Raw genomic sequence first — 21,539 nt, 5'->3', positions numbered from 1 at the left:
GCCTTCCGCCCACATCATCCTCAATTCATCAACAGTAGGTTTCCAGTGAGGCAGCAAAGATGAAACATGAAGCGATCAACCCCGAAATGACCGCCAAGGTCTGCGATATTGTCCTGCGCGAGCGCACCATGTCGCTGAGCGAACGCGAATGGAAATTCCGCCTGCGCGGCTATGGTTTTGCCATCCGAGACACCAATGCGGGCCGCATGATTACGTCGCTTCTCAAAGGCAATGACATCTGCTCCTTGCCCGAAAAGCAACAACAGGACGTCGACCGTCTCTACACTGCGTAAAATCACGCAGCCTTTGACGCCCGCCTAGCCGATCGGCCGCAGCTCCAGGATTTCACGCGCCTGAGCTGCCGTCGCCACAGGGCGATCATACCGCGCGCAAATCTCGACCGCCCGCGCCACCAGCGCCGCGTTCGACGGCGCCAGATGGTTGCGATCCAGCCGGATGTTATCCTCAAGACCGGTGCGCGTATGCCCCCCGGCGGCAATCGCCCACTCGTTCACCTCGACCTGATGCCGCCCGATCCCGGCCGCACACCATTGCGCCTCGGGGGCCAGCCGTTCCATCGTGCGCACGTAATAATCAAACACATCGCGGTCCGCGGGCATCGCATTCTTCACCCCCATCACGAACTGCACATAGAGCTTGCCCGCGATCACCCCTTCACGGTTGAGCCGCACAGCCTGATGAATATGGCTCAGATCGAACGCCTCGATCTCCGGTTTCACATTGTATGTGCGCATTTCCTCGGCCAGCCACGCGACCAGATCGGGCGGATTCTCATAAACCCGCGTCGGAAAATTATTCGACCCGACAGACAGGCTCGCCATATCCGGCCCAAGCGGCAACATCGCCCCCCGTGCCGCCCCCGCGCCCGACCGGCCCCCGGTCGAGAACTGAATGATCATACCGGGGCAATGCTTCTCCAACCCCTCCTTGAGCCGCGCAAACCGCTCGGGGTCAGACGTCACCGTGCCGTCATCATTGCGCACGTGGCAATGCGCAATGCTCGCACCCGCCTCAAACGAAGCCTGCGTGCTCTCAACCTGCTCGTCCACGGTAATCGGCACCGCCGGATTGTCCGCCTTGGTCGGCACGCTGCCGGTGATCGCCACACAGATGATACAAGGCTTGCCCATCACGAATTCTCCCAATTCTTCATCTTGCCCGAAATATCCCGGGGGTGTGGGGGCTGGCCCCCACTTGGTGCTGGGTGTGGGGGCTGGTCCCCGCTCCTGCCTTCAAGACTAAACCCAACGCTGAAAAGATAAAACCACCGCCCGCCACACGAACCCATACGGCGGGCCTCCTTGCCCATCTCCCCGGCTCAGCTCAGGAAATCCGCCCGCGCATATCCCTGCAAGAACAATAGCGCACTCAGATCGCCGAAATTCACCCGGATATCGCACTCGGCCGCCACGCTCGGCTTGGCATGCAGCGCCACCCCCGCACCGGCCCGCCCGAGCATACCGAGATCATTGGCGCCATCCCCCACAGCCATGACATCCGCCTCGCCAATTCCCAGCCTCGCCGTGATCTCTTCCAGCGCGCGCACTTTCGCCTCCCGCCCAAGGATCGGGCGCGCCACATCGCCAACAAGCTTGCCCCCCTCGATCAACAGCGTATTGGCCCGGTTCTCATCAAACCCCAACTCACCTGCAATCTTCGCGGTAAACGCGGTAAACCCGCCCGACACCAGCGCCGCATAAGCCCCGTTGCCGCGCATCGTTGCCACCAACTCGCGCGCCCCCGGCATCAACGTAATCCGGCTTGCCAGAACTTCACCGATGATCCCGGCGTCCAACCCTTTAAGCAGCCCCACCCGCTCAATCAGCGCGCCCTCAAAATCCAGCTCGCCATTCATCGCCCGCGCCGTGATCTCTTTCACGCGCTCGCCCACTCCCGCAGCATCGGCCAACTCGTCGATACATTCCTGCTCGATCATTGTGCTGTCCATATCGGCCAGCAGCATTTTCTTTTTCCGTCCCGCTGCGGGCTGAATCACCATATCCACCCCCAAGGCCTGCACGTCGTCCCACACATCCCAGAAGTTTCCAGGCCGCTCAGCCAAGCCAAACTCCGCCGCCTCATCCACCGAAAGCCAGTTGGCATCCCCCCCACCCCAGGCATTGCGCAGATTGGCAACAAGCGCCGGGTCCAATGATGGCGCGGCAGGAGAGGATAAAAGCGTCACGATAAACATATGCAAAGTTTCCGATTGTAGACATTTTCCGCCAGATACCGGCCGATCAGCGCTCTCTACCGACATTTCTGCACTTGCGAAAGTCCTCGCGCGTCCGTAAGTGCCGCAGTGGGACACCCTTCCCCAACGAAGGGTCCAAGTCATTGTTATATTTCCTTTTATTTTCAGTTAGTTGATCGCTTTGCGCTTTCGGCTTGTGTCTATTTTGTGCCAAAAAGCACATCCGTCACGGTCGGATCGTCCATCGCGTGGGCATAGAATTTCATAACTGTTCCAACGTCTTTCCAGCCGCCGCGTACCGCAACAGTCTTTGGGTCTATCCCTGCCTGCAGCATCGAAGTTGCAAATCCGTGGCGGCAACAGTGGGGCGAAAGCTTTTCGATGCCCGCTCTCTCAATGACGTTGTTCCAGACCTGCCCCACGCTTTCGCCAGAGGCATACTGAAACACCAGACTGTCAGGTTTGCGGTTCGAAGGAATGTTCGCCAATGCCGCGATGACTGGCGGAGACAGGTGCGCGACGCGTTGGTCATCAATTTTGGTTTGATTTATCACGGCCTTCTTCTGAAACAGCTCGACGTCGCCCCAAGTCATTGCACAGGCCTCGCCACGTCGCGCTCCCGTGCCAAACATAAACAGGCACAACGCAGCCAAGTGGTGTAGCTCATCTTGTACTGCTTGCTGTGCGAAAGCATCTACCCATCCTCGTGTTGCAGGGATCTTTCTCTTGGCATTGACCTTGAACCGTTTGACCCTGATCCGTGCGCACCATTCCAAATCCGCTGCATAGTTGATGATCGCTTGCGCCGGTACTATGCCTTGACGGTTCAAAGTGGCATTGGCCGCGCCAGGATACAATTTACGGGCCATTTGGCGGATAGCCTCGCCTGTGATCTTTGGGACAAGCGTGTCCTTCCAATAGTCCTCAACGCGATCAAGAAACCGGTCATCACGCGCTGCCTGCCTATAGGCGATTGCGGCTTGGGCAAATGTCAGCGTTGCGCCCGGTCCATCAAGATGACTTTGCCACGCCTTTGCTTCGACTTCGGCTGCGATCCTCTCGGCGACCCTTTTGTCCGCTGTTCCCGTAGGGCCTCGTAGTCGCCTACCGGCAACTGTGCCCCTGTAGCTATAGAGCTTGTTCCGTTTGAAGACTTTGAGCGGCATTCCATCGCCTCCATAAACGTGACCACGTGATGATCCAGCATAATGACTTTCTGACCAATTTTGCAAAAGCATCCGAGTTCACGAACAGTGTCCGATACGAATCTTGGAGAAGCAGTAAGACGCTTCGCGAGAGCACGCGGCGTCGTGTATGATGGCAAAATGTCACTCATCTTCTGCCTCCGCTTGGCATGGTTCGACCATATTTCGAGCGATGTAGTCATGAATGGCGTTCTGAGGCAGGAGAAAATTAGCCCCATTTCTTAAGAACCTAATACTTCTCGTCGAGATCAATTTCCTGATCCGCTTCTCAGGCCAACCAGTCTGAGCGGCCAGTTCTCTTGGGGTAAGCAGGGAACAATCGTCCATAGTTCTTTCCTCTTTACCAGATAGTGGTATGAATAGGTAAAATACGTCGCATTGGGTAACGTTAGTCCAAATATGGGAACATTTGTCCGCATGTCAACTGTGTTGATCGGGATAGGCCAAAGGATGCTCAGCGTGCGCAGCCAATTGGGCTATCCTCAAAGCAAGGTCGCGGCGATACTCGGGATCGCCGACAAGTCCTACAAAAATTATGAACTTGAAAAACGGGAGTTACCGCTCTCGATCGCAGTAAAATTCTGCGCAGAGTTCGACAAGAACCTCATATGGTTGGTCTATGGAAATTCTGTCCACGACAGCGAGCAATCAGCTCGCTTGGCCGGGGAAACCGCACAAGCAGTTTTTGAACACGCTGATGCGAACAACAAGTCCTTTTCCAGCGCAGAAATCCAAAAGTTCACCCGATACATTTTTGAGCAATCCCTCTCAAAGGGCACATCGCCGCGAAGCGAGGCAAAGCTGTTCTTTTCAGCCATTGGATAAGGCGAACAACTCGATGAAGCACCTGAAAGACCCAAACACGCCGATCAATAAATTCGCCAACTCCTTGCGCTTGATGGGCATCCTGCTTCTGGTTGCTAGCAGCATAGGCTTCATCTCGTATCGCTCAGAGACAGGCAATTTCTGGGACATCTATACGCTCTTCTTGCTGCACCTTGCTGTCGCAGGAGCCATCCTTGCATTTGTTGGCGAAACACTCTGGAAAATCCTCATCACGAATAGCGATGTTTCACGCCGTAAATTCTATTTTTATGATGAAGAATGACTTGCGGACCTAGCTGGTGACGCAACCCCAAACTCGCCGCCCTGCAGCTAGGCCTTCGCCTTCATAGCTGACCTTCGTGCAATGTGCGGCGAAGGTCTCAAAGGAGCCCACCTTGCCTGTTTTCTGTGTCGCAGCGAAAGACTGGTTTTGGGAGATTGGTGTCATTATGATCAACACATGAAGAGCAAAAAAACATTCTCCGCGCGCATCCAGCGAACGGCTGCCGTGCTTCAGGTGAACAGCCGGACGATAAGATCAATGCGGGATTTTTTTATTGATCAGCTTGGTTTTGAAATCGGTACTGAAGTTGGCAATGGCCCCAGCTTTGTGACGTTGGATAGAGATGGTCAAACAATCATGCTTGCTTGCAGCCGATCACTTGGATTTCGCAAACGCGGATGGGCCGCATATTTTTGGGTTGTTGATATTGGAAGTTTGTTGAGCGACTTCAAAAGTCGCGGTACGATACTCAAAGGTCAAATTGCCAACAAGGATTACGGATGTCGAGAAATCGTAGCCGTCGCTCCCGACGGTCGAGAAATTGTCTTTGGTGAGAGGACGGAAAACCTAACAGAATAGGACCAGTGCTGCCTATCCCGCACAGCAGGATAGTTTGGCAACATCCTTCTCGAACGTCTGCGCGGCCAGTTTCAGCCCCTCGACAGTCGTCAGGTAGGGAAAGATCATCGCGCCTAGATCGTCATAGGTCATTCCCATCTTGAGCGCCATTGCTGCTGTCTGAATGCTGTCCGCGCCTTCCGGGGCGATGATGTGCGCGCCCAATAGCTTCTTGCTGTGCTTATCCGCGACCAGCTTAATTAGGCCGCGCGTATCTCGCGCTGCCAAGGCACGCGGTACATGCTCCAAACCCAAAACGGACGTGACCACGTCATGTCCGGCAGACGTAGCTTGCGCCTCAGTAAGTCCAACGCTGGCCACTTGCGGATCAGAGAAAACCACAGCGGGCATTACGCTATTATCATAGGTCAGGGTGTTTCCGTTCATAGCATTTTTCGCCGCCAGTTTCGCGCCATAGGCCGCCATGTAGACGAACTGGTCGGTACCGGTCACATCGCCAGTGGCATACACCCCGTCGCGTGTGCTGCGCATTTGCGGATCGACCACGATACCGCCACGTGTATTCGTGTCTATTCCTGCAATATCGAGCGCCAAAGAGCTAGTGTTCGGCACACGACCCGTCGCCAGCAAGAGCTTTTCAGCCTCGATCGTGACGGCAACGCCGTTATGTGCCGCGTGAAGGGTGACGCTTCCACATGACGCCTCGAACCGGTCATAGGAAAGGCCATCCAGCACTTTGATGCCTTCATCGGAAAAGGCTTGGGTCAGTGCTTCGCTGACTTCGGGTTCAGCCTCCGGCAACAAACCACGACGTGTCACGATGGTTACGTCAACACCTGCGCGGGCAAATATCTGAGCAATCTCAACGCCGATGTAGCCGCCACCCATCACCATGAGTGACTTGGGAAGCTCTGACTGTTCAAGTGCTGAGGTGCTGTCCAGCCAATCGACCTTATCCACTCCGGGGATATCTGGCACATGTGGCGAAGACCCCGTTGCGATGATAATTTTTGGTGCACGAATGGTGCGATCTCCGACCTCTAGAGAGCCATCGCTTGCGAAACGCGCCTGGCCTTCGATGTAGTTGACACTTTCATAGTTTGGCAAAACATCAACGTATTTTGCTGCCCGCAGATCATCCACCAAGGCTTGCTTTTGGGCGACCAGGGCCACCCAATCGGTCACTTTTGCGGTGGCTTCCACACCATCAAACCGGTCAGCGGTTTTGGCTGAATGCAGTGTTTCCACTGCGCGGATCATCGCCTTGGACGGGACGCAACCGACGTTGACACAAGTGCCGCCGATGGTTCCATATCCAACTAGCGCAACGCGGGCACCGTCTTCGGCTGCCGTGATCGCGGCTGAAAATCCAGCAGATCCAGCGCCAATAACAGCGAGGTCAAATGTATCGGCATCTGCCGAATTCGAAGAACAACAGTCGGACATATTTTTGGTCTTTCGGTATCAGGTTTTCCGCGCACGGCGGATGAAAGCATAAATCGTGATCAGCGCGAACACAGCGAGAGCGGGCAATAGGACATAATCGAGATAGCCAACTACGGCCGACAGCCCCACAATCCCGAAAAGCACAGCGAGAATTGGCGTGAAGCAACACAGCGCGGCTATCACCGTGCCAAAGATGCCGAGTTTAAGAAGTCTGTCGTTCACCTCGGTCGCCCTCTCTGAAATCTCGATCTTGCCTGCGCAACCGCATGAAGGATCGTGTTGCTAGAAACGCGATTCCGCCAAGTGTTGCCAGGAGGGATGCGGTCAGCACATTGGCGCCAGATAGAAAACCAGCGGTTCCGAAAAGCGCAGTTCCAACCAGAGCTGCCTTTCCGCCACAGCAGATGACGACAACCGGGGCAGTCACGATGAAGGCCAGCAAACCTCCTGTTGAGCTATCTCTCATTTAAAGCTCAGGAATTGCTGTCGTTGGACACAAGCTCGGCTTCGTAGCCGGCTGCCTTTGACGCAGACGCGATAGTTTCTGCGGTCGCGATAGCATCGTCAAAGACCACAATGGCCGTTCGAGAGTCTGAATCGGCACTCACTTGTATAACACCTTCGACGCCACTCATCGCCGATTCAACAATGAATGGGCAGCTGGCACAGGTCATACCTGGGACCGAGAATGTTACTGTCTGCTCAGCCGCGAAGACAGGAGTGACGGCCATGAAGCCAATTACGGCCAATAGGGGTGTGTAGAGTTTCATTGTGGTTCCTTTCACAGACCGAGAAGAATGGGGGCAACAACCGGCGCAATCCAATTCCAGAATAACGCGATCAGGATGAGAATGGTTGATGCCCAAAGTGCGGATTTGACCAGCCGATTGGGAAGTGGTCTTGCACAAGTCTCTCCATCCGCACAGGCTTTGGGTTTGCGGTAGACCATCCAGTAGCCGTAGCCGAGAAACCCAAGCGTGATTGCGATGAAGATCGGTTTATAGGGTTCAAGCGCCGTCAAATTGCCAATCCATGCGCCCGATACGCCAAGGCTGAACAAGATCAACGGAACAATGCAGCAGGTTGAAGCCGCAAGGGCTCCAAGAATGCCACCCGCCGCAATCATGCGAGCCTTGCGGCTTTCAGGGTCGTGTTTGTTCAGGTCAGTGTTTGTTGTGTCAGTCATTCAAGTGCTCGCAATTTCGGTTTCTGAGTGTAACATGCGATCTGTAGGGGCTACAGATGCAAGGAGGTTCTTTTATGCCTGAGATCACAAAAACGCGAGGCTATGCTATCGGCGAGATGTCAAGACGCACAGGTGTGAACATTGAAACGATCCGCTACTATGAGCGTATCAAACTGATGCCACAACCGGATCGCACGTCGGGCGGCAACCGACAGTACAATCATGATCAACTCAAACGGCTTTCCTTCATCAAGACATCGCGAGAGCTTGGGTTCAGCATTGATGAAATTCGCGAATTGCTGGAAATGGTTGACCGGCAAGACTTTACCTGTGGCGAGGTACATGGATTGACCATCGGGCACTTGGCTTCTGTGCGTGACAAGATCAAAGGACTACGAAAGTTGGAAAAGGCCCTTGTCGGCATGGCGGCAGAGTGCAGCCAGGGCGATGTGCCAGACTGTCCAATCCTAGAGACATTGTTCGAGGCGCGTTAAATTTGGTGTTACATTACAGCTTAGCGAAGCTTAGCAGGCATTGGAAAAATCAGGGCAATGGTCGGTTTGTCCGCGTCTTGCCAGTTGATGCGTGGTGCAGCGAAAGGCAGACCGTCCTAGACTGGTCGTTGACGGATCAACCGTCGAAGGTGTCAGGAGAGCCCCATACTACCTGATGCTGCAACCTGAACGAATGTCGGCTTCTCGTGGTCTGGTCAAAAGCGCTCCAATTCATTGGGGGTTTTGCCCAGGGTCTGTGGCACGAGATTTTGTAGCGGCTTCAAGCGAAACCTTTTCCGCGTCAGTCTTATCCAGGTCTCTGCGCCCAAGAGGTTGAAGACCCAACTTAGCGTCACTGCGATCACATATGCCGCATTTTGTTCAAGCCCACTTACTGCCAACGCAGGAACCCAAATGCTAAACGTTACAAAGAACAGCGACAGTGAGAAGCTTCGCAGCATCCATTCCCGGTGAAGCGCAAATTTTCGTTTTCGGATCAATCGGTAGGCGTTGGCTGTTGCCAAAAACCACGTGATCCCAAGGAGAGTAAACGACAGGCGCGCCGTCCAGTTTACGTCGAAGAACGCTGCGTTGATCAATGCTGCGATGCTCGCCACGAGGGCGCTGACTACGTATATTTGACCACCCCAGCGATGCAGCCACACCCAGCGGGTCTTGATGGATGGGTTGAATTGAAAAATACCGAAGATCAGGACAACGCCGCCCGCCAGGGCGTGAAATTGGAAGGCAATCGGAAGCGCACGGATCTTTTCAGTCTCGGTAAGTGAGAAACCGGCAGAGATCGCGAAAGCTCCATAGGCTAGGCATATGATTGCCAACAGGCTCCATACGCTCCACATTCCGATGCGCCAGCGACCGAAACGAAAACAAGACATAGCTATCTCCCTATTAAATTATCTGCTTGCTCATGCGATTTCCGGTCAAACTTCGCGGTCAGCAAGTATCTCGCACGAGCCGGGACCGCGCAGGTGATCAGCACCAGACATCTGGCCAGCCGCGATTGAACCGACGTAGCCAAGGGGAAGGATCGCAAGAATGACCCACATCCGCTTGTCCCCAAATCGCCGACCGACAAGCGCGACAAGTGCAAGCCCGAGCCCAATCTCAAAGGGCACAAAAACCGAGCCATAATAGGCCGGATCCCAGTAAGACACCGGCGAACGAAATACCCACCCGGAGAATGGCATCCATTGGGCGCGGGCATCGTCATGGTGCAACAGAAAGTCGATGCAGACGTGCAGGAGCGCAGAGCTTGCGAAGGCAAGCAGCACAATTGCAAAGGCACGCAGCTTGCTGCCGGGAAAGACAATGCAGGCCAAGCCCGTAGCGATGAGCGCCAGATAGGCCGGGATTGAATTCAGCGCCATCTGAAGCGTGGTCCAAGGCGGCTCCCAATAGCGATAGTGGAAAACCTCGCAGCCACTGGACCCATTCAGCCGCTCGATGATGAACATCAACCAGACGTCGGTGTCTGGCACCAATGCCCCCACCAAACCCGCAATGGCGACTGCACAGTTTCCCGGTCTGGCATAGACGGCGGCCCCAAGCAGAAGGTGGGTTTGCGTGAACATTTCAAGAATCCTTATTGACAACTTGGTTGTCGTAATGACATATTGGCAACCAAGTTGTCAATCTTGTAATCCCAAGGAATGCCTATGACGCAAAAGCAGCAAGAAATGACCGCGTTGATCCGTGAGATCAGAACGGCGTTCAACAGACTCAAGACTATTGCAGAAGCGCTGCACGCTGATCTGGAGGTCAACCCGTCGATGCGGGCGGTCCTTCAGGCACTGGTATCGAAGGCTCCGCAAACGGTTCCAGAGATTGCAAAGGAAAGGGGAGTTTCCCGCCAGCACGTTCAGAAGGTCATGAATGTCTTGCTGGAGAACGGACTGGTGCGCACCGAGGATAACCCGGATCATAAGAGATCGGATTTCTATCACCCGACCCCAAGGGGTGCGGGCCTGTTTTCTGAAATCCAGGCACGGGAATTGGAACCAATGTCCAAGCTAGCAGATGCCCTGCCTGAGCGCGAAATCATCGCCGCCACGCAACTTTTGGCGCAGATGAACGAAATGATCGAAAGCATAACAATCACTGGAGAATGACATGACGCTACAAACAAACCGGCACGGCAAATCTATTGGTCTCACTTTCTTGGCCCTGCTTCTCTGGGGCGTGGCTGCCCTTTGGTCGTGGAACACATTTGCGGTGGACCTTTTGGGTTTTCCAGAGATGGCCTTCCGGCATGCATTGGCCCTCTGCCTGCTTGTTCTATCGGTTGGCGGTCTACTCACCTTGCCTTGGTGGATTGCCCGCAAGGGACAGGCCTGATGTCCCTCAAATCCGGCATTGTCGCCCAATTTCGACAGCCTTCGGGTGGTCTTGGCGCATTGGCGGGCCGGATTATGGCAGCCCGACCATCGAACAAACTGCGCAATGAAAAGACCGTCGATCTCATGCAGCTTCAGCCAGACAGCCGCGTGCTGGAAATCGGGTGTGGTCCGGGGCTGGCCTTGTCAAAGTGCGCCGGGATCATCACAACAGGGCGGATGGTTGGACTGGATCATTCTGACGTGATGATCCGGCAGGCCCGCAATCGGCTGCGCAAGCTGGGATCGGGCGAAAAGGTTGAATTGGTCGCTGGGGGGATGGACCGGCTTTCGGACTGGCCAGAAACATTTGACTTTGTATTCTCGCTGAACGTCATCCAGTTTCAACAAGACAAGACCGGCTTTTTTCGTGCCGTGGCCAGGGCGCTGGCTCCGGGTGGATCTTGTCTGACCACCTATCAGCCCAGACTGGATGCAGATGGCACCTCATCGTCTCGCGATATGATTGATGCGATCATTGAGGCATTGGGCGCGTCCGGTTTCGCGGGGATGGGCACCACTAAAATCATCAGCGGACCCACTCCGGCAATCTGTGTCAGGGGCAACAAGGGATAACGTGAGGGCAAAAATTTGATAATCCTTGCCTGGAACCGCGCACAAAAAGCCCTTCCCGACGCGACAACTGGCAAGTGACCGCTAGTGTTCCGTCTCGCAAAGCCCGTGATCTGCAAGCGTTTCGATGACGGCGCAATCAGCTATGTTGCCAGCGTCACATTTGCTGATCCGCTTTAGTTCGCGTTCCAGCCGCTGCAGTTTTGCAATCCTGTCCTGAACGTCTTTCAGATGCTGAACAGCAATGCCGTGTGCGTCATCGCACGGTTTGTCAGGATGCTGGCTCAACTCTAAGAGTCCTCGAATGTTTTCAACCGAGAAGCCTAAGTCGCGGGAATGGCGGATGAACGACAGGCGGCTCAAGCCTTCTTTGGTGTATCGGCGCTGATTCCCTTCCGAGCGTTCCGGCGAATCAATCAAACCCATCTGTTCATAGTAGCGGATCGTGGGGATTTTTACCCCGGTACGCTTTGAAAGCTGTCCGATTGAGAACATGAAAGTTACCTCTTGAAGCTATAGCTACTAGAGGGATTATATATTTTCCTTGTAGAGATCAAGGATAGCGATATGACCACCGAAACAGCCCCACACCCCGTTACACCAGAACCCGAAGGTGCCGCCTGCGGATGCTCGGGCAATCCTCGTTTTGATGGCCTTGATCCCGGTTACAAGCGCGTGTTGTGGATCGTCATCTTCATCAACGCTGCCATGTTCATCGTGGAAATGTCGGCAGGTAAGCTCGCTGGATCGCAGGCGTTGCAGGCGGATGCGCTCGATTTTCTGGGCGATGCGCTGACCTATGGTCTGAGCCTTGCTGTCATCGGAATGAGCCCAAAAGTTCGTTCGACCGCTGCTCTACTCAAAGGTTTGAGCCTGCTTTTGATGGGGTTGTGGGTTTTTGGCTCGACCCTTTACCAGATTCTTGTCTTGGGGGTCCCAAGGGCTGAAATTATGGGTCTGATCGGCCTGCTTGCCCTCGCAGCGAACCTCGCAAGTGTTCTGCTGTTGATGCGCTACAAGGACGGAGATGCGAACGTGCGGTCAGTCTGGCTGTGTTCGCGCAATGATGCCATTGGCAATGTTGCCGTCATGGTCGCCAGTTTCGCCGTGTTCCTGACCGGCTCAGCGTGGCCTGACCTGATTGTAGCAATGATCATGGCTGGTCTGTTTCTCCGCTCTGCGCAACTCATTCTCATGCAGGCATGGCAAGAGTTTCGTTCTGGCGAAGACTTGGGCGCACTGGAAAGCCACGGGCATGACCATGCTCACTGACATCGAAACTGGTGCGGTCGTGACTGGTGGAATTGCGGGCCTTTACCTCTTGGGCGCATTTGCGTGGTCCATCGCCTTTCCGGATCGTCGTGTATGGCCGCCAAAAGAGGCGACCACAGGCATCAAGATGCGGGTGTGGGTGGCAACCATCGCGATCTTTGGTGCGACCTTCCTGCTGGGGATTGTGAACTGGAACAGCTTCGGCTGGCCTGTTTCGATCAGATGGGGTGTGGGCGTTCCGCTTATCCTTGCTGGAAATGCGATTGTCTGGATAGGTGTTAGAGAAATCGGCTTTGGTGCGACAAGTGGCGAAGTCGCAGAACTGAAGACGGATGGGCTTTATGGGTATTCCCGCAACCCACAGTATGTTGCAGACATGGCGATCTTGCTGGGTTGGGCGGTGCTTTCGGCATCCGGGTGGACCTCTGTCATTGCGGGCATCGGTGACATTGTTTTGGCCGTCGCGCCGATTGCCGAAGAACCATGGTTGGAAGCAAACTACGGTAATCAGTATCGGTACTATAAGGAACGGGTGCGCCGATACCTGTGAACTACGACTGAGAGCTGCCGTTCCTTTTTGGAACTCAAATGGCAGCAAAGTCCCGCGTTGTGTCAGTTCAGGAAGAGCGCAGCGAATATCCGGTCTTGCCCGTTCACAAGAAGGCTTCAACTTTCGAAGCAGATTTTGGGGCTAGATATTGCACAGATAGGCAGAATGAAAAATTACGCGTGTAGCTGATTGCCTTGGGTCAAAGACAAAGATACGCCTTCGCGCTGCTTCAACCGTGACACCATCGCCAGCAGATTATCAGCTCGCGGGTTGCCTTTGGCGCTAAGCATCCGCATCAGGCTCTTGGGATCCTTGTCCATATCTTGGGCCAAGGCTTCGAACCCCACAGTGGCGTTGACGTAGTCACGCAGCAGCACCTTTCCGGTCTCCAGATCATCGCTGAGCATCGCCTCGATAGCTTCGCGGAACAACCCCGCCCGAAACTCAGGATCGCGCTCAGCGCGCGCTTTGATCGTATCTTTGAAGTCTTTCGTCAGGGGCATGTTATTCGCCTTTCTCTTTGCGGGCCTTGTAGTCGTCCCAATATTCTTTGGCCTGCTCGATGTCCTTCGACTGGCGCTTCTTGGTGCCGCCACACAGCAGGATCACGAGGGTATCCCCGTCTTGGCCGAAATAGACGCGGTAGCCGGGGCCGAAGGTGATGCGCCGCTCGGACACGCCTTGCCCAACTGGCTTCACATCGCCCAGATTACCCGTCTCGATCCGTGCAAGCGCCGTTCGCACCTTCAACGCCGCCGTCGTATCAAGACCATTGAACCAATCTTCAAACGGCGTTTTCCCTGCCTCTGTGACATAGACAACAAGCTTAATCATTGGATCCATTGGTGACACATACGTTACCATTTGTCAATTAGTTTTGCCCCCTCAATGCGTCAGCCCCCGGTCCATCTCGACCTCGCGCTCTTCTAGCTCTGTCTCAGCCTCTCTTCGGCGGCTTTCACTAAATTCAAGCTCGTCTCTAGTTGCGTGCGCAGCCTCCCGTAGTTCGAGCCCTCGCTCAACAAGCCGTGCAACGCAGCCACGGACGCTGTTTGCGATTGAATGAGCACTGACACGCAGGCGGCCAATCCATCCATCTGGTTCTGTATCCTGCTCGTCGAGCGTTCCTCTAACCCGCTCAATTCCTTTGCTGAGACCTCGCAGGCCGTCACCAACCGCTCGACGCAGGCGAGCAAGTCGCGTTCCAAAGCTGTCAGGGGTGTCGTCATCTAATTCTCCTCGATCTTGATGCAGGTCACTGACCTGCCGCCCAGTGTGCAGGTCCTCAGGCGTGTCTTGGTCGGGTCCAGCACCAGCCACGTCCCGTCCTCCCTGCCGATCCGCGTCAGGCCCAGTTCCGTCAGTTCTGAGCGCGTCAGTTGGACCGTCCAAAGCCAACTCGCGACCATCATCAAGGCGATCCCCGTCACGATGATCCCCGTGATGATCCAAGGTGAGAACGTCATCCAATTCTTGATCAGTTCGATCCGTTCCTCGAACAAGTTCCTGTTGTGAAACAGAAAGTGCGCTGTATCGTTCTTCATTGTATTCTGCGCGTCGTTCAACATGGTCTGCGAGGTCTGCACGAAGGCCGTCATGTGTGATGCCATCAAGTCTTCTTGTTCGGTTTGCATCTGCGTCAGCTTCATACTCAGCCGCGATTTCTGCATGTCGGGTTGTGGACCAGTTTTCATGAGTGAGGATGCCTTCCAGTTTGAACGGTTTCGTAAATTCAGGATCGCGGACACTGATTGATTTTGCGGCTTGGCGCGTGACCTCGAAGCCCGTGTCTTCAAAGAAGGCGACCATAGTTGCGCGGTCGGTGATCAGGCCCGCGTCAATCTGATCGTAGAGCGCCCCGATGATGACCTGCCGCGCCTCTGCACGCTCGGCGCTCTCACGGACAAGTTTGAAGTCACGGGCGAGGTCAGGTTCCATCGGGTCAACCCAACCGTGGGTCTTGTTCAACACGTCGCGCAATGTGCTGAACGCCGCCTCATGGCCGGGTGGTGCGATGTTCAAAGCCCTGCCCGTCGCCAACTCTAAACGGGGCGTGCAAAAGTGCAGCTCGACATTGTCTTCGTGGACATGGCGCACCCACAGGCAGTCGTATTGATCCGCCTCAAGCCCTGCAAAGGCCAGAGCCTCAAATTGCTCAATGACCTCTTGCTGAGCGTCCTCGCTGGGCTGATCGCTGTCCGCAAAGCTGATCACGCCTGCGGTGTAGCTCCACTTGTTCGCGCTGGCGTCGATCAAATCCCGCGTCCAGTCAGAGTTGCCGTGCAGCACTTCGGGCAGCGGGTGACGGATTTTGGTTTGCGGCTGGCCGTATTCATCGCAGATCAGGTTGCGGTTTTGGTCGTAGGCCAAAACTTCGCGTGCGGTCAGGTAGTCAACAGGGGCTGCACCGCCGCCTGTGCCAGACGAAAAGAACGAGATGATCATCGCAGGCGCTCGCTGTGCTGGTCGATGATCTGGGCCAACTGGCGCTCAATCGCGACAAGCCGCGCGCTGACCTTCAGGGCGTCGATCTGGCTTGCGCGGCCAGATTTGACGGCCCCGTTGATCCAGCGCGCCAATTGGTTGAGGTTGCCGCCGACGCGGGCAACGGCAACCGTCAGCGAAGGGTCAACACGCGGCACGGGCTTGCGCCGCCGCGCTTGGACCAGCCCCAAGGCCTCGCGCATCAGCGTGGCGTTGGGCAGTCCAGCCGCGTCTGCCTTGGCGACAAGCGCGGCCTTCTCCGCAACAGTGCATCGAAAGATCACAGCCTCGGAAAGGCCCTCTTTGACGCGCTCATCGCGCGTCTGGTTGGGGTTTGAAGGGGAGGCAGGCCGCCCCTCACAAGTCCCGCCGATGTAATCGGTGGGTAACCTTGCTGTTTGCTCTGTGGTCGGATCGGTTGTGGTCATATTCTGAGGCCAGCGGCTTGGATTTGCGCCTGTGTCACCAGCTTTGAGGCAAGCAAAGCTGTCACTTGCGGGGCCGTGATGTGTTTGCACATCGGGCTGCGTTCACTGACCCAACAAGCTAACCGCGCATGGTGATCGGCCTGCAACGCTACCGACTTTTCTCGGTCTTCCGCCTGCTTCTCAACATAGGCCAGCCAGCGCCGCGACTGAAACCAGTTGTCGGAAAAGCAGACCTTGGAGCGGGTGAAACCTGCGCTGTCAGTGGCGTAGGCTTGGACGGCCTGCAAAAGGTCCTTCGGTGTGATCCCTTCCTTCATGGCCTCTTCGATCTGGGCAAGGCAGGTCGCTCTGCCGCGCAATCGGTCAGGCGGATATGCTGCCAAAATCTTCTGAGCTTCATCACCCTCCGCCGCCTCGCGCTTGCGCGTAGGTGGTTCTTTCACAGGTTCAATGGTAAGGTTCGTGTCCCGATTTGAGACTACCCCCGTCTCACCGTTGAGACTTTTCCCCCGAGTTTTTGAGACGTTTCCCCCCGTCTCATTTTGAGACACAACCCCAGTGGGGCCGCTGCCCCCACCCTTCAGGCGTGCGCTTGGACCGAGGGTAATGTCCAGGTGTAGCTCATACTGATTAGACCCACGCCCGCCATCGCCGTCACCGCGAGCATGGCGGGTGATAAGACCGCAATCTTCCAAAGTGGTCATGTGACGGAACAGCGTTGCGCGGCCCATCTCGCATTCGTCCGCCAACCGCTGTGCGCTTGGGTTGCACTGGCCGGTTTCCTTGTTGTGGAAGTCCGCCAGCTGAATCAGCACGATCTTGGCGGCGGGCTTCAGGCCTTTGACATTCGCGGCCCAGATCAACGCCATGCCACTCATGACGCCACCTGACCCGCCAGAAAAGGGCTGATTGCATTAAGCATTCCACACGATTCTGCGGCTGGGTGTTGTGGAACAAAACCGGATTTCCTTGTGTCAAATTTGTGCCAATAGGAAACATGCGTTCCTGCATCGTTCTGCAAAAGGCTACATTTAACTTCAAGGCAAACACCTTTGCCTATTGCTGTTTTTACTGGGGTTCCGTATGTCCGGCGGTGGGACACCCTTCCCCAACGAAGGGCGCTTATCTGGAAGGATAGCACAAATGGCTATACATCAACCGGCAACGCGGCCGGCAAACCCGCGTTTTTCCTCTGGCCCCTGCGCCAAAATCCCCACATTCACGCTTGATAAGCTTTCGGACGCCGCCCTTGGCCGTTCGCACCGTGCCGCCATCGGCAAGGCCAAGCTCAAGGACGCGATCGAAGGCACGCGTGAGGTGCTCGGCATCCCCGCCGACTACAAAATCGGCATCGTGCCCGCCTCTGATACCGGCGCCGTAGAAATGGCCATGTGGTCGATGCTTGGCGCGCGTGGCGTTGAAATGCTGGCGTGGGAAAGCTTCGGTTCTGGCTGGGTCACCGATGTTGCCAAACAACTCAAACTCGACGCCGTAATCAAAACCGCCGACTACGGCGAACTGCCTGATCTCGCTTCGGTCGATTTTGCCAATGATGTCGTCTTTACGTGGAACGGCACCACCTCTGGCGTGCGCGTCCCGAATGGCGACTGGATCGCGGCGGATCGCGAAGGGCTGACCATCTGCGACGCCACCTCGGCGGCCTTCGCGCAGGATCTGCCTTGGGACAAGCTCGATGTGACCACCTTCTCTTGGCAAAAAGTGCTGGGCGGCGAAGCGGCCCACGGCATGCTGATCCTCAGCCCGCGCGCGGTTGAACGGCTGGAAAGCTACACCCCGCCTTGGCCCCTGCCCAAGATTTTCCGCCTTACCAAAGGTGGCAAGCTGATTGATGGCATCTTCACCGGCGCCACCATCAACACCCCCTCGATGCTCGCGGTCGAAGATTACCTCGTCGCGCTCGATTGGGCCCGCTCGGTCGGTGGCCTCAAAGGCCTGATTGGTCGCGCCAACGCCAACACCAAAGCGATTGCCGATTTCGTTGAAATGCATGATTGGATCGACTTTCTAGCGCTTGATCCGGCGACCATGTCGAACACCTCTGTGTGCCTCAAATTCACCGACGCGCGTATCAAAGACGGCGCCGCTTTCGCCAAAGCCGTTGCAAAACGCCTTGAAAACGAAGGTGTCGCGCTCGACATCGGGGCCTATCGCGATGCCCCTGCGGGCCTGCGCATCTGGTGCGGCGGCACGGTTGAAACCGCTGACGTAGCGGCGTTGATGCCTTGGCTCGAATGGGCGTTTGAGTCGGAAATCTCGGCCCAGTCCTGATCGCTATCTCACCAAGTTTCCGGGGTCGCCACAGCGCGCCCCCGAACCTTTCCCCATTTTCAAAAGGACCACACCAATGGCTCCCAAAGTACTCGTCTCCGACAAACTCAGCGAAACCGCCGTTCAGATTTTTCGCGACCGTGGCATCGAAGTTGATTTCGAACCCACCCTTGGCAAAGACAAAGACAAGCTGGCCGAAGTCATCGGCAAATACGATGGCCTCGCTATTCGCTCGGCCACCAAAGTAACCGAGAAAATCCTCGCCGCGGCCACCAACCTCAAGGTTATCGCGCGCGCCGGGATCGGAACCGATAACATCGACAAGGACGCGGCTTCCAAAAAAGGCGTGATCGTAATGAACACGCCGTTCGGCAACATGATCACCACCGCCGAACACGCCATCGCAATGATGTTCGCCGTTGCACGCCAAATCCCCGAAGCCAGCGTTTCGACCCAAGCCGGAAAATGGGAAAAATCGAAATTCATGGGGGTTGAGCTGACCAACAAGACCCTCGGTGTGATCGGTGCGGGCAACATCGGTGGCATCGTCTGTGACCGCGCTCTCGGTCTGCACATGAAGGTCGTCGCCTATGATCCGTTCTTGTCGGAAGCAAAAGCCGCGAAAATGGGCGTCGAAAAGGTCGAGCTGGACGAGCTTCTCGCACGCGCCGATTTCATCACGCTGCATGTGCCCTTCACCGAGCAGACCAAGAACATCCTCAGCCGTGAAAACCTCGCCAAGACCAAGAAGGGCGTGCGCATCATCAACTGTGCCCGTGGCGGTCTGGTTGATGAAGAAGCCCTCGCTGAACTGCTGAAATCCGGCCATGTCGCCGGGGCCGCTTTTGACGTGTTTTCCGTCGAACCCGCTACCGAAAACCCGCTTTTCGGTCTCCCGAACGTGGTCTGCACGCCCCACCTCGGCGCCGCCACCTCTGAAGCTCAGGAAAACGTCGCCCTGCAGGTGGCCGAACAGATGTCAAACTACCTGCTCACCGGTGCCGTGGAAAACGCGCTCAACATGCCTTCCGTCACGGCGGAAGAGGCCAAGCACATGGGCCCCTGGATCAAGCTGGCCGGCCATTTGGGCAGCTTCATCGGCCAGCTGACGGATGAACCGATCAAGGCAATCAACATCCTTTATGACGGTGTGGCCGCTACTATGAACCTTGATGCGCTCAACTGCGCCGGGGTGGCGGGCATCATGAAAGCCGTCAACCCGGATGTGAACATGGTTTCGGCCCCGGTCATCGCCAAGGAACGCGGCATCAAGATCTCGACCACCAGCCAAGACAAATCCGGCGCGTTTGAGGGTTACATCAAGGTGACGGTCGTGACCGACAAGCGCGAACGCTCCATCGGTGGCACCGTGTTCTCGGATGGCAAACCGCGCTTCATCCAGATCAAAGGCATCAATATCGACGCCGAAGTCGGCCAACACATGCTCTACACCACCAACAAGGACGAGCCCAACATCATCGGCACACTGGGCACGACGATGGGCGAAAACGGTGTCAACATCGCCAACTTCACCTTGGGCCGTAACCATGCCGGCGGCGACGCCATTGCGCTTCTCTATGTCGATGCGCGAGTGCCCGACGACGTGCTCGAAAAACTCCGCGCCACAGGACTTTTCCAGCAGATCAAACCGCTAGAATTCGACGTCGTCTGAACTTGAGCAAAAGCCTGCCCCGGTCCTTGGCACCGGGGCAGCGCCCCTAACTGCGCCAGCGCAGCAGCCGTTTCTCGATCTGTGAAATCACGGTCGAAACAACCACCCCCAAAAGCGACAGTATGACAACTCCGGCAAACAGCCGCTCAAGGTCATAAAGCGATCCGGCCTCCAGAATATAGGCACCAATGCCATATTCCGCTCCCAGCATCTCGGCCGCGACCAGCAGAATAATGGCAATCGCCAGCGAAATCCGTAGCCCTGAAAGTATCCCCGGCATCGCCCCCGGAAGCACGATCTTGCGCACGATTGACCACCACGACAGGCCAAAGCTCTGCCCCATGCGGATCAATCCCCGGTCCACATTGTCGACCGCGCCATAGGTCGCCACCACCGTCGGCGTGAACGTGCCAAACGCGATCAGCGCGTATTTTGAAGCCTCATCAATGCCAAACCAGATCACGAACAGCGGCAAAAGCGCGATTTTCGGAATTGGAAACAAGGCCGCGACAACCGGCACCAACCCCGAGCGGACGTAAGAGAAAAGCCCGATCAGAACCCCCACCGAAACGCCCACCATCACGCCCAGCGTCGCACCCACCAATAGCCGCGTCAGCGACGGCACAAGATGTTTGAACAGCAATCCAGACTGCCAAAGCTCCTTGAACGTAATCAGCACATCGGAAGGTTTCGGCAAGGTCAACGCGGAAATCCATCCTTGCCGTGTGCCAATCTCGGCAACGGCGATCAACAACACGAACACCACGAATCCGACCCAGCGTTTCGGGCGCGGCGCAAAGCCACCGCCGCGAAACGGAACCGGCTTTGCATCCGCCATTTCCAAATCAGACATGCGCCAGCTCCGCATCCGCCGCCCGCGCCTCATCGCGCATCAACTGCCAAAGATGCTGGCGTTTGGCCTCAAGCGCAGGATCAGCCGAGTCTCTCTCATCAAGCGGTGTATCAATTTCAACAATCTCGTGGATCGCGCCGGGGCGACGCGACAAGACAACAATCAAATGCCCCAGCCGTACCGCCTCGGCCAAATTGTGCGTGACGTACACGGCTGTAAATGGCGTGCGCGACCACAACCCAACCAGATCATCCATCAGCAATTCACGCGTCTGCGCATCCAGCGCCGACAAAGGTTCATCAAGCAGCATCACCGCCGGATTCACCGCCAGCGCCCGCGCAATGGCGACCCTTTGTTTCATACCCCCCGACAATTGCCGCGGCAGCGCACGGGCGAAATCCGTCAGATTGGTGCGCGCCAGAACATCGCCGACAATCTCGCTCACCCGCCCAGCGCCCAGCCGATGATCTTCCAGCGCCAGCGCAACATTGCCCTCGACGGTGCGCCAAGGCAGCAGCGCAAAATCCTGAAAAACATAAGTCAGCGGGTTGAGACACCCCTCGGGCACCTCGCCCAATTGCGCAACCTCGCCCCGGTCTGGCCGCTCCAACCCGCCCATCATGCGCAACAAGGTGGATTTGCCACAGCCCGACGGCCCGACAATGCACACGATCTTGCCTTCGGGAACGGCAAGTGTGATGTCGCGCAGCACCTCGGTGCCGCCATAAGCGTGGCTGACATTGCTAAGTTGGAGTTCCATGAACAGCCCCGCTTCGGACAGGCCCGACCATT

The 21,539-nt window shown here is 56.2% G+C and carries 29 protein-coding genes; 12 read left to right on the top strand and 17 right to left on the bottom strand.

All coding sequences use genetic code 11. From position 1 onward, the window contains the following. The first annotated feature begins 59 nt into the window (after window positions 1-59). Window positions 60-293, top strand: coding sequence for a hypothetical protein (locus LZG00_01920; GenBank protein MCF3592751.1), 234 nt, complete (start codon window positions 60-62; stop codon window positions 291-293). 24 nt (window positions 294-317) lie between these two features. Here the strand turns inward: LZG00_01920 and LZG00_01915 are convergent, their stop codons facing one another. The 3 genes from LZG00_01915 to LZG00_01905 all read right to left on the bottom strand — a co-directional run bounded on the left by LZG00_01915 (window position 318) and on the right by LZG00_01905 (window position 3,453). Beyond that, window positions 318-1,151, bottom strand: coding sequence for a 3-keto-5-aminohexanoate cleavage protein (locus tag LZG00_01915; GenBank protein MCF3592750.1), 834 nt, complete (start codon window positions 1,149-1,151; stop codon window positions 318-320). Between the two features lie 188 nt (window positions 1,152-1,339). Then, window positions 1,340-2,215: a phosphoserine phosphatase SerB gene (gene serB, locus LZG00_01910; protein MCF3592749.1), complete on the bottom strand. Its 876-nt coding sequence runs from the start codon at window positions 2,213-2,215 to the stop codon at window positions 1,340-1,342. A 200-nt stretch (window positions 2,216-2,415) separates the two neighbouring features. Next, entirely contained in the window at window positions 2,416-3,453 is a 1,038-nt protein-coding gene (locus LZG00_01905) for a site-specific integrase (protein ID MCF3592748.1), read from the bottom strand. A gap of 426 nt (window positions 3,454-3,879) precedes the next feature. On the opposite strand from LZG00_01905, the gene LZG00_01900 reads away from it, so the two are divergent. The 3 genes from LZG00_01900 to LZG00_01890 all read left to right on the top strand — a co-directional run bounded on the left by LZG00_01900 (window position 3,880) and on the right by LZG00_01890 (window position 5,107). Continuing rightward, window positions 3,880-4,245 carry a helix-turn-helix transcriptional regulator gene (locus LZG00_01900; GenBank protein MCF3592747.1) on the top strand — a complete coding sequence of 122 codons (366 nt, stop codon included), beginning with the start codon at window positions 3,880-3,882 and terminating at the stop codon, window positions 4,243-4,245. A gap of 13 nt (window positions 4,246-4,258) precedes the next feature. Further along, window positions 4,259-4,528 (top strand): hypothetical protein, encoded by a 270-nt coding sequence (locus LZG00_01895; GenBank protein MCF3592746.1) that lies wholly within the window; start codon window positions 4,259-4,261, stop codon window positions 4,526-4,528. 177 nt (window positions 4,529-4,705) lie between these two features. Further along, entirely contained in the window at window positions 4,706-5,107 is a 402-nt protein-coding gene (locus LZG00_01890; protein MCF3592745.1) for a hypothetical protein, read from the top strand. Window positions 5,108-5,119: 12 nt separating this feature from the next. On the opposite strand, the gene merA is transcribed toward LZG00_01890, so the two are convergent. From merA to LZG00_01870, 4 genes are all read right to left on the bottom strand, one after another. Then, window positions 5,120-6,553, bottom strand: a complete 1,434-nt coding sequence (gene merA, locus LZG00_01885) for a mercury(II) reductase (GenBank protein MCF3592744.1) — start codon at window positions 6,551-6,553, stop codon at window positions 5,120-5,122. Window positions 6,554-6,571: 18 nt separating this feature from the next. Continuing rightward, window positions 6,572-6,775, bottom strand: a complete 204-nt coding sequence (gene merF, locus LZG00_01880; protein ID MCF3592743.1) for a mercury resistance system transport protein MerF — start codon at window positions 6,773-6,775, stop codon at window positions 6,572-6,574. Between the two features lie 251 nt (window positions 6,776-7,026). Continuing rightward, window positions 7,027-7,323, bottom strand: a complete 297-nt coding sequence (locus LZG00_01875; GenBank protein MCF3592742.1) for a cation transporter — start codon at window positions 7,321-7,323, stop codon at window positions 7,027-7,029. Window positions 7,324-7,334: 11 nt separating this feature from the next. After that, a complete protein-coding gene (locus tag LZG00_01870; GenBank protein MCF3592741.1) occupies window positions 7,335-7,739 on the bottom strand; it encodes a mercury transporter MerT in 405 nt (134 codons plus the stop codon). A gap of 74 nt (window positions 7,740-7,813) precedes the next feature. Here LZG00_01870 and LZG00_01865 point away from each other — a divergent pair, with 74 nt between their 5' ends. After that, complete coding sequence (locus LZG00_01865) at window positions 7,814-8,233, top strand: helix-turn-helix domain-containing protein (protein ID MCF3592740.1); 420 nt, start codon at window positions 7,814-7,816, stop codon at window positions 8,231-8,233. Between the two features lie 215 nt (window positions 8,234-8,448). On the opposite strand, the gene LZG00_01860 is transcribed toward LZG00_01865, so the two are convergent. After that, on the bottom strand, window positions 8,449-9,129 hold the full coding sequence (locus LZG00_01860; protein ID MCF3592739.1) for a DUF2306 domain-containing protein: 681 nt from the start codon (window positions 9,127-9,129) through the stop codon (window positions 8,449-8,451). Window positions 9,130-9,174: 45 nt separating this feature from the next. Then, on the bottom strand, window positions 9,175-9,825 hold the full coding sequence (locus LZG00_01855; protein ID MCF3592738.1) for a hypothetical protein: 651 nt from the start codon (window positions 9,823-9,825) through the stop codon (window positions 9,175-9,177). 84 nt (window positions 9,826-9,909) lie between these two features. Here LZG00_01855 and LZG00_01850 point away from each other — a divergent pair, with 84 nt between their 5' ends. From LZG00_01850 to LZG00_01840, 3 genes are read left to right on the top strand one after another with little or no spacing between them, the layout of a single operon-like run. Continuing rightward, window positions 9,910-10,362, top strand: coding sequence for a MarR family winged helix-turn-helix transcriptional regulator (locus LZG00_01850; protein ID MCF3592737.1), 453 nt, complete (start codon window positions 9,910-9,912; stop codon window positions 10,360-10,362). A gap of 1 nt (window position 10,363) precedes the next feature. After that, a complete protein-coding gene (locus tag LZG00_01845; protein ID MCF3592736.1) occupies window positions 10,364-10,588 on the top strand; it encodes a hypothetical protein in 225 nt (74 codons plus the stop codon). Then, the gene (locus LZG00_01840; protein ID MCF3592735.1) at window positions 10,588-11,202 is read left to right on the top strand and encodes a class I SAM-dependent methyltransferase; all 615 of its coding nucleotides are present in this window, start codon (window positions 10,588-10,590) and stop codon (window positions 11,200-11,202) included. Before LZG00_01845 ends, LZG00_01840 begins: the two co-directional genes overlap by 1 nt. A gap of 81 nt (window positions 11,203-11,283) precedes the next feature. Here LZG00_01840 and LZG00_01835 read toward each other — a convergent pair whose 3' ends face one another. Beyond that, on the bottom strand, window positions 11,284-11,694 hold the full coding sequence (locus tag LZG00_01835) for a helix-turn-helix domain-containing protein (protein ID MCF3592734.1): 411 nt from the start codon (window positions 11,692-11,694) through the stop codon (window positions 11,284-11,286). Between the two features lie 72 nt (window positions 11,695-11,766). Here LZG00_01835 and LZG00_01830 point away from each other — a divergent pair, with 72 nt between their 5' ends. Together LZG00_01830 and LZG00_01825 are read left to right on the top strand one after the other, a co-directional pair. Then, on the top strand, window positions 11,767-12,471 hold the full coding sequence (locus tag LZG00_01830) for a cation transporter (GenBank protein ID MCF3592733.1): 705 nt from the start codon (window positions 11,767-11,769) through the stop codon (window positions 12,469-12,471). Beyond that, the gene (locus LZG00_01825) at window positions 12,455-13,021 is read left to right on the top strand and encodes an isoprenylcysteine carboxylmethyltransferase family protein (protein ID MCF3592732.1); all 567 of its coding nucleotides are present in this window, start codon (window positions 12,455-12,457) and stop codon (window positions 13,019-13,021) included. Before LZG00_01830 ends, LZG00_01825 begins: the two co-directional genes overlap by 17 nt. Window positions 13,022-13,194: 173 nt before the next feature. Here LZG00_01825 and LZG00_01820 read toward each other — a convergent pair whose 3' ends face one another. From LZG00_01820 to LZG00_01800, 5 genes are read right to left on the bottom strand one after another with little or no spacing between them, the layout of a single operon-like run. Then, window positions 13,195-13,524: a transcriptional regulator gene (locus tag LZG00_01820; GenBank protein MCF3592731.1), complete on the bottom strand. Its 330-nt coding sequence runs from the start codon at window positions 13,522-13,524 to the stop codon at window positions 13,195-13,197. A gap of 1 nt (window position 13,525) precedes the next feature. Further along, window positions 13,526-13,864 (bottom strand): type II toxin-antitoxin system RelE/ParE family toxin, encoded by a 339-nt coding sequence (locus tag LZG00_01815; protein ID MCF3592730.1) that lies wholly within the window; start codon window positions 13,862-13,864, stop codon window positions 13,526-13,528. 42 nt (window positions 13,865-13,906) lie between these two features. Beyond that, on the bottom strand, window positions 13,907-15,466 hold the full coding sequence (locus LZG00_01810; GenBank protein MCF3592729.1) for a relaxase/mobilization nuclease domain-containing protein: 1,560 nt from the start codon (window positions 15,464-15,466) through the stop codon (window positions 13,907-13,909). Next, the gene (locus tag LZG00_01805; GenBank protein MCF3592728.1) at window positions 15,463-15,933 is read right to left on the bottom strand and encodes a MobC family plasmid mobilization relaxosome protein; all 471 of its coding nucleotides are present in this window, start codon (window positions 15,931-15,933) and stop codon (window positions 15,463-15,465) included. The genes LZG00_01810 and LZG00_01805 overlap by 4 nt, the downstream gene beginning before the upstream one ends. Beyond that, on the bottom strand, window positions 15,930-16,811 hold the full coding sequence (locus LZG00_01800) for a helix-turn-helix domain-containing protein (GenBank protein MCF3592727.1): 882 nt from the start codon (window positions 16,809-16,811) through the stop codon (window positions 15,930-15,932). Before LZG00_01800 ends, LZG00_01805 begins: the two co-directional genes overlap by 4 nt. A gap of 265 nt (window positions 16,812-17,076) precedes the next feature. Here LZG00_01800 and LZG00_01795 point away from each other — a divergent pair, with 265 nt between their 5' ends. Continuing rightward, window positions 17,077-18,222, top strand: coding sequence for a phosphoserine transaminase (locus LZG00_01795; GenBank protein MCF3592726.1), 1,146 nt, complete (start codon window positions 17,077-17,079; stop codon window positions 18,220-18,222). A 76-nt stretch (window positions 18,223-18,298) separates the two neighbouring features. Then, the gene (gene serA / locus LZG00_01790; GenBank protein MCF3592725.1) at window positions 18,299-19,894 is read left to right on the top strand and encodes a phosphoglycerate dehydrogenase; all 1,596 of its coding nucleotides are present in this window, start codon (window positions 18,299-18,301) and stop codon (window positions 19,892-19,894) included. 46 nt (window positions 19,895-19,940) lie between these two features. Here serA and LZG00_01785 read toward each other — a convergent pair whose 3' ends face one another. Then, window positions 19,941-20,747 (bottom strand): ABC transporter permease, encoded by an 807-nt coding sequence (locus tag LZG00_01785; protein ID MCF3592724.1) that lies wholly within the window; start codon window positions 20,745-20,747, stop codon window positions 19,941-19,943. Further along, complete coding sequence (locus LZG00_01780; protein ID MCF3592723.1) at window positions 20,740-21,507, bottom strand: ABC transporter ATP-binding protein; 768 nt, start codon at window positions 21,505-21,507, stop codon at window positions 20,740-20,742. The genes LZG00_01785 and LZG00_01780 overlap by 8 nt, the downstream gene beginning before the upstream one ends. Window positions 21,508-21,539 lie beyond the last annotated feature (32 nt).

This window comes from Rhodobacteraceae bacterium LMO-JJ12, from assembly GCA_021555075.1.
Classification (GTDB): Bacteria; Pseudomonadota; Alphaproteobacteria; order Rhodobacterales; family Rhodobacteraceae; genus JAKGBX01.
Note: the sequence above shows the minus strand (reverse complement) of the source record. Positions and strands in the feature narration are given on the sequence as shown.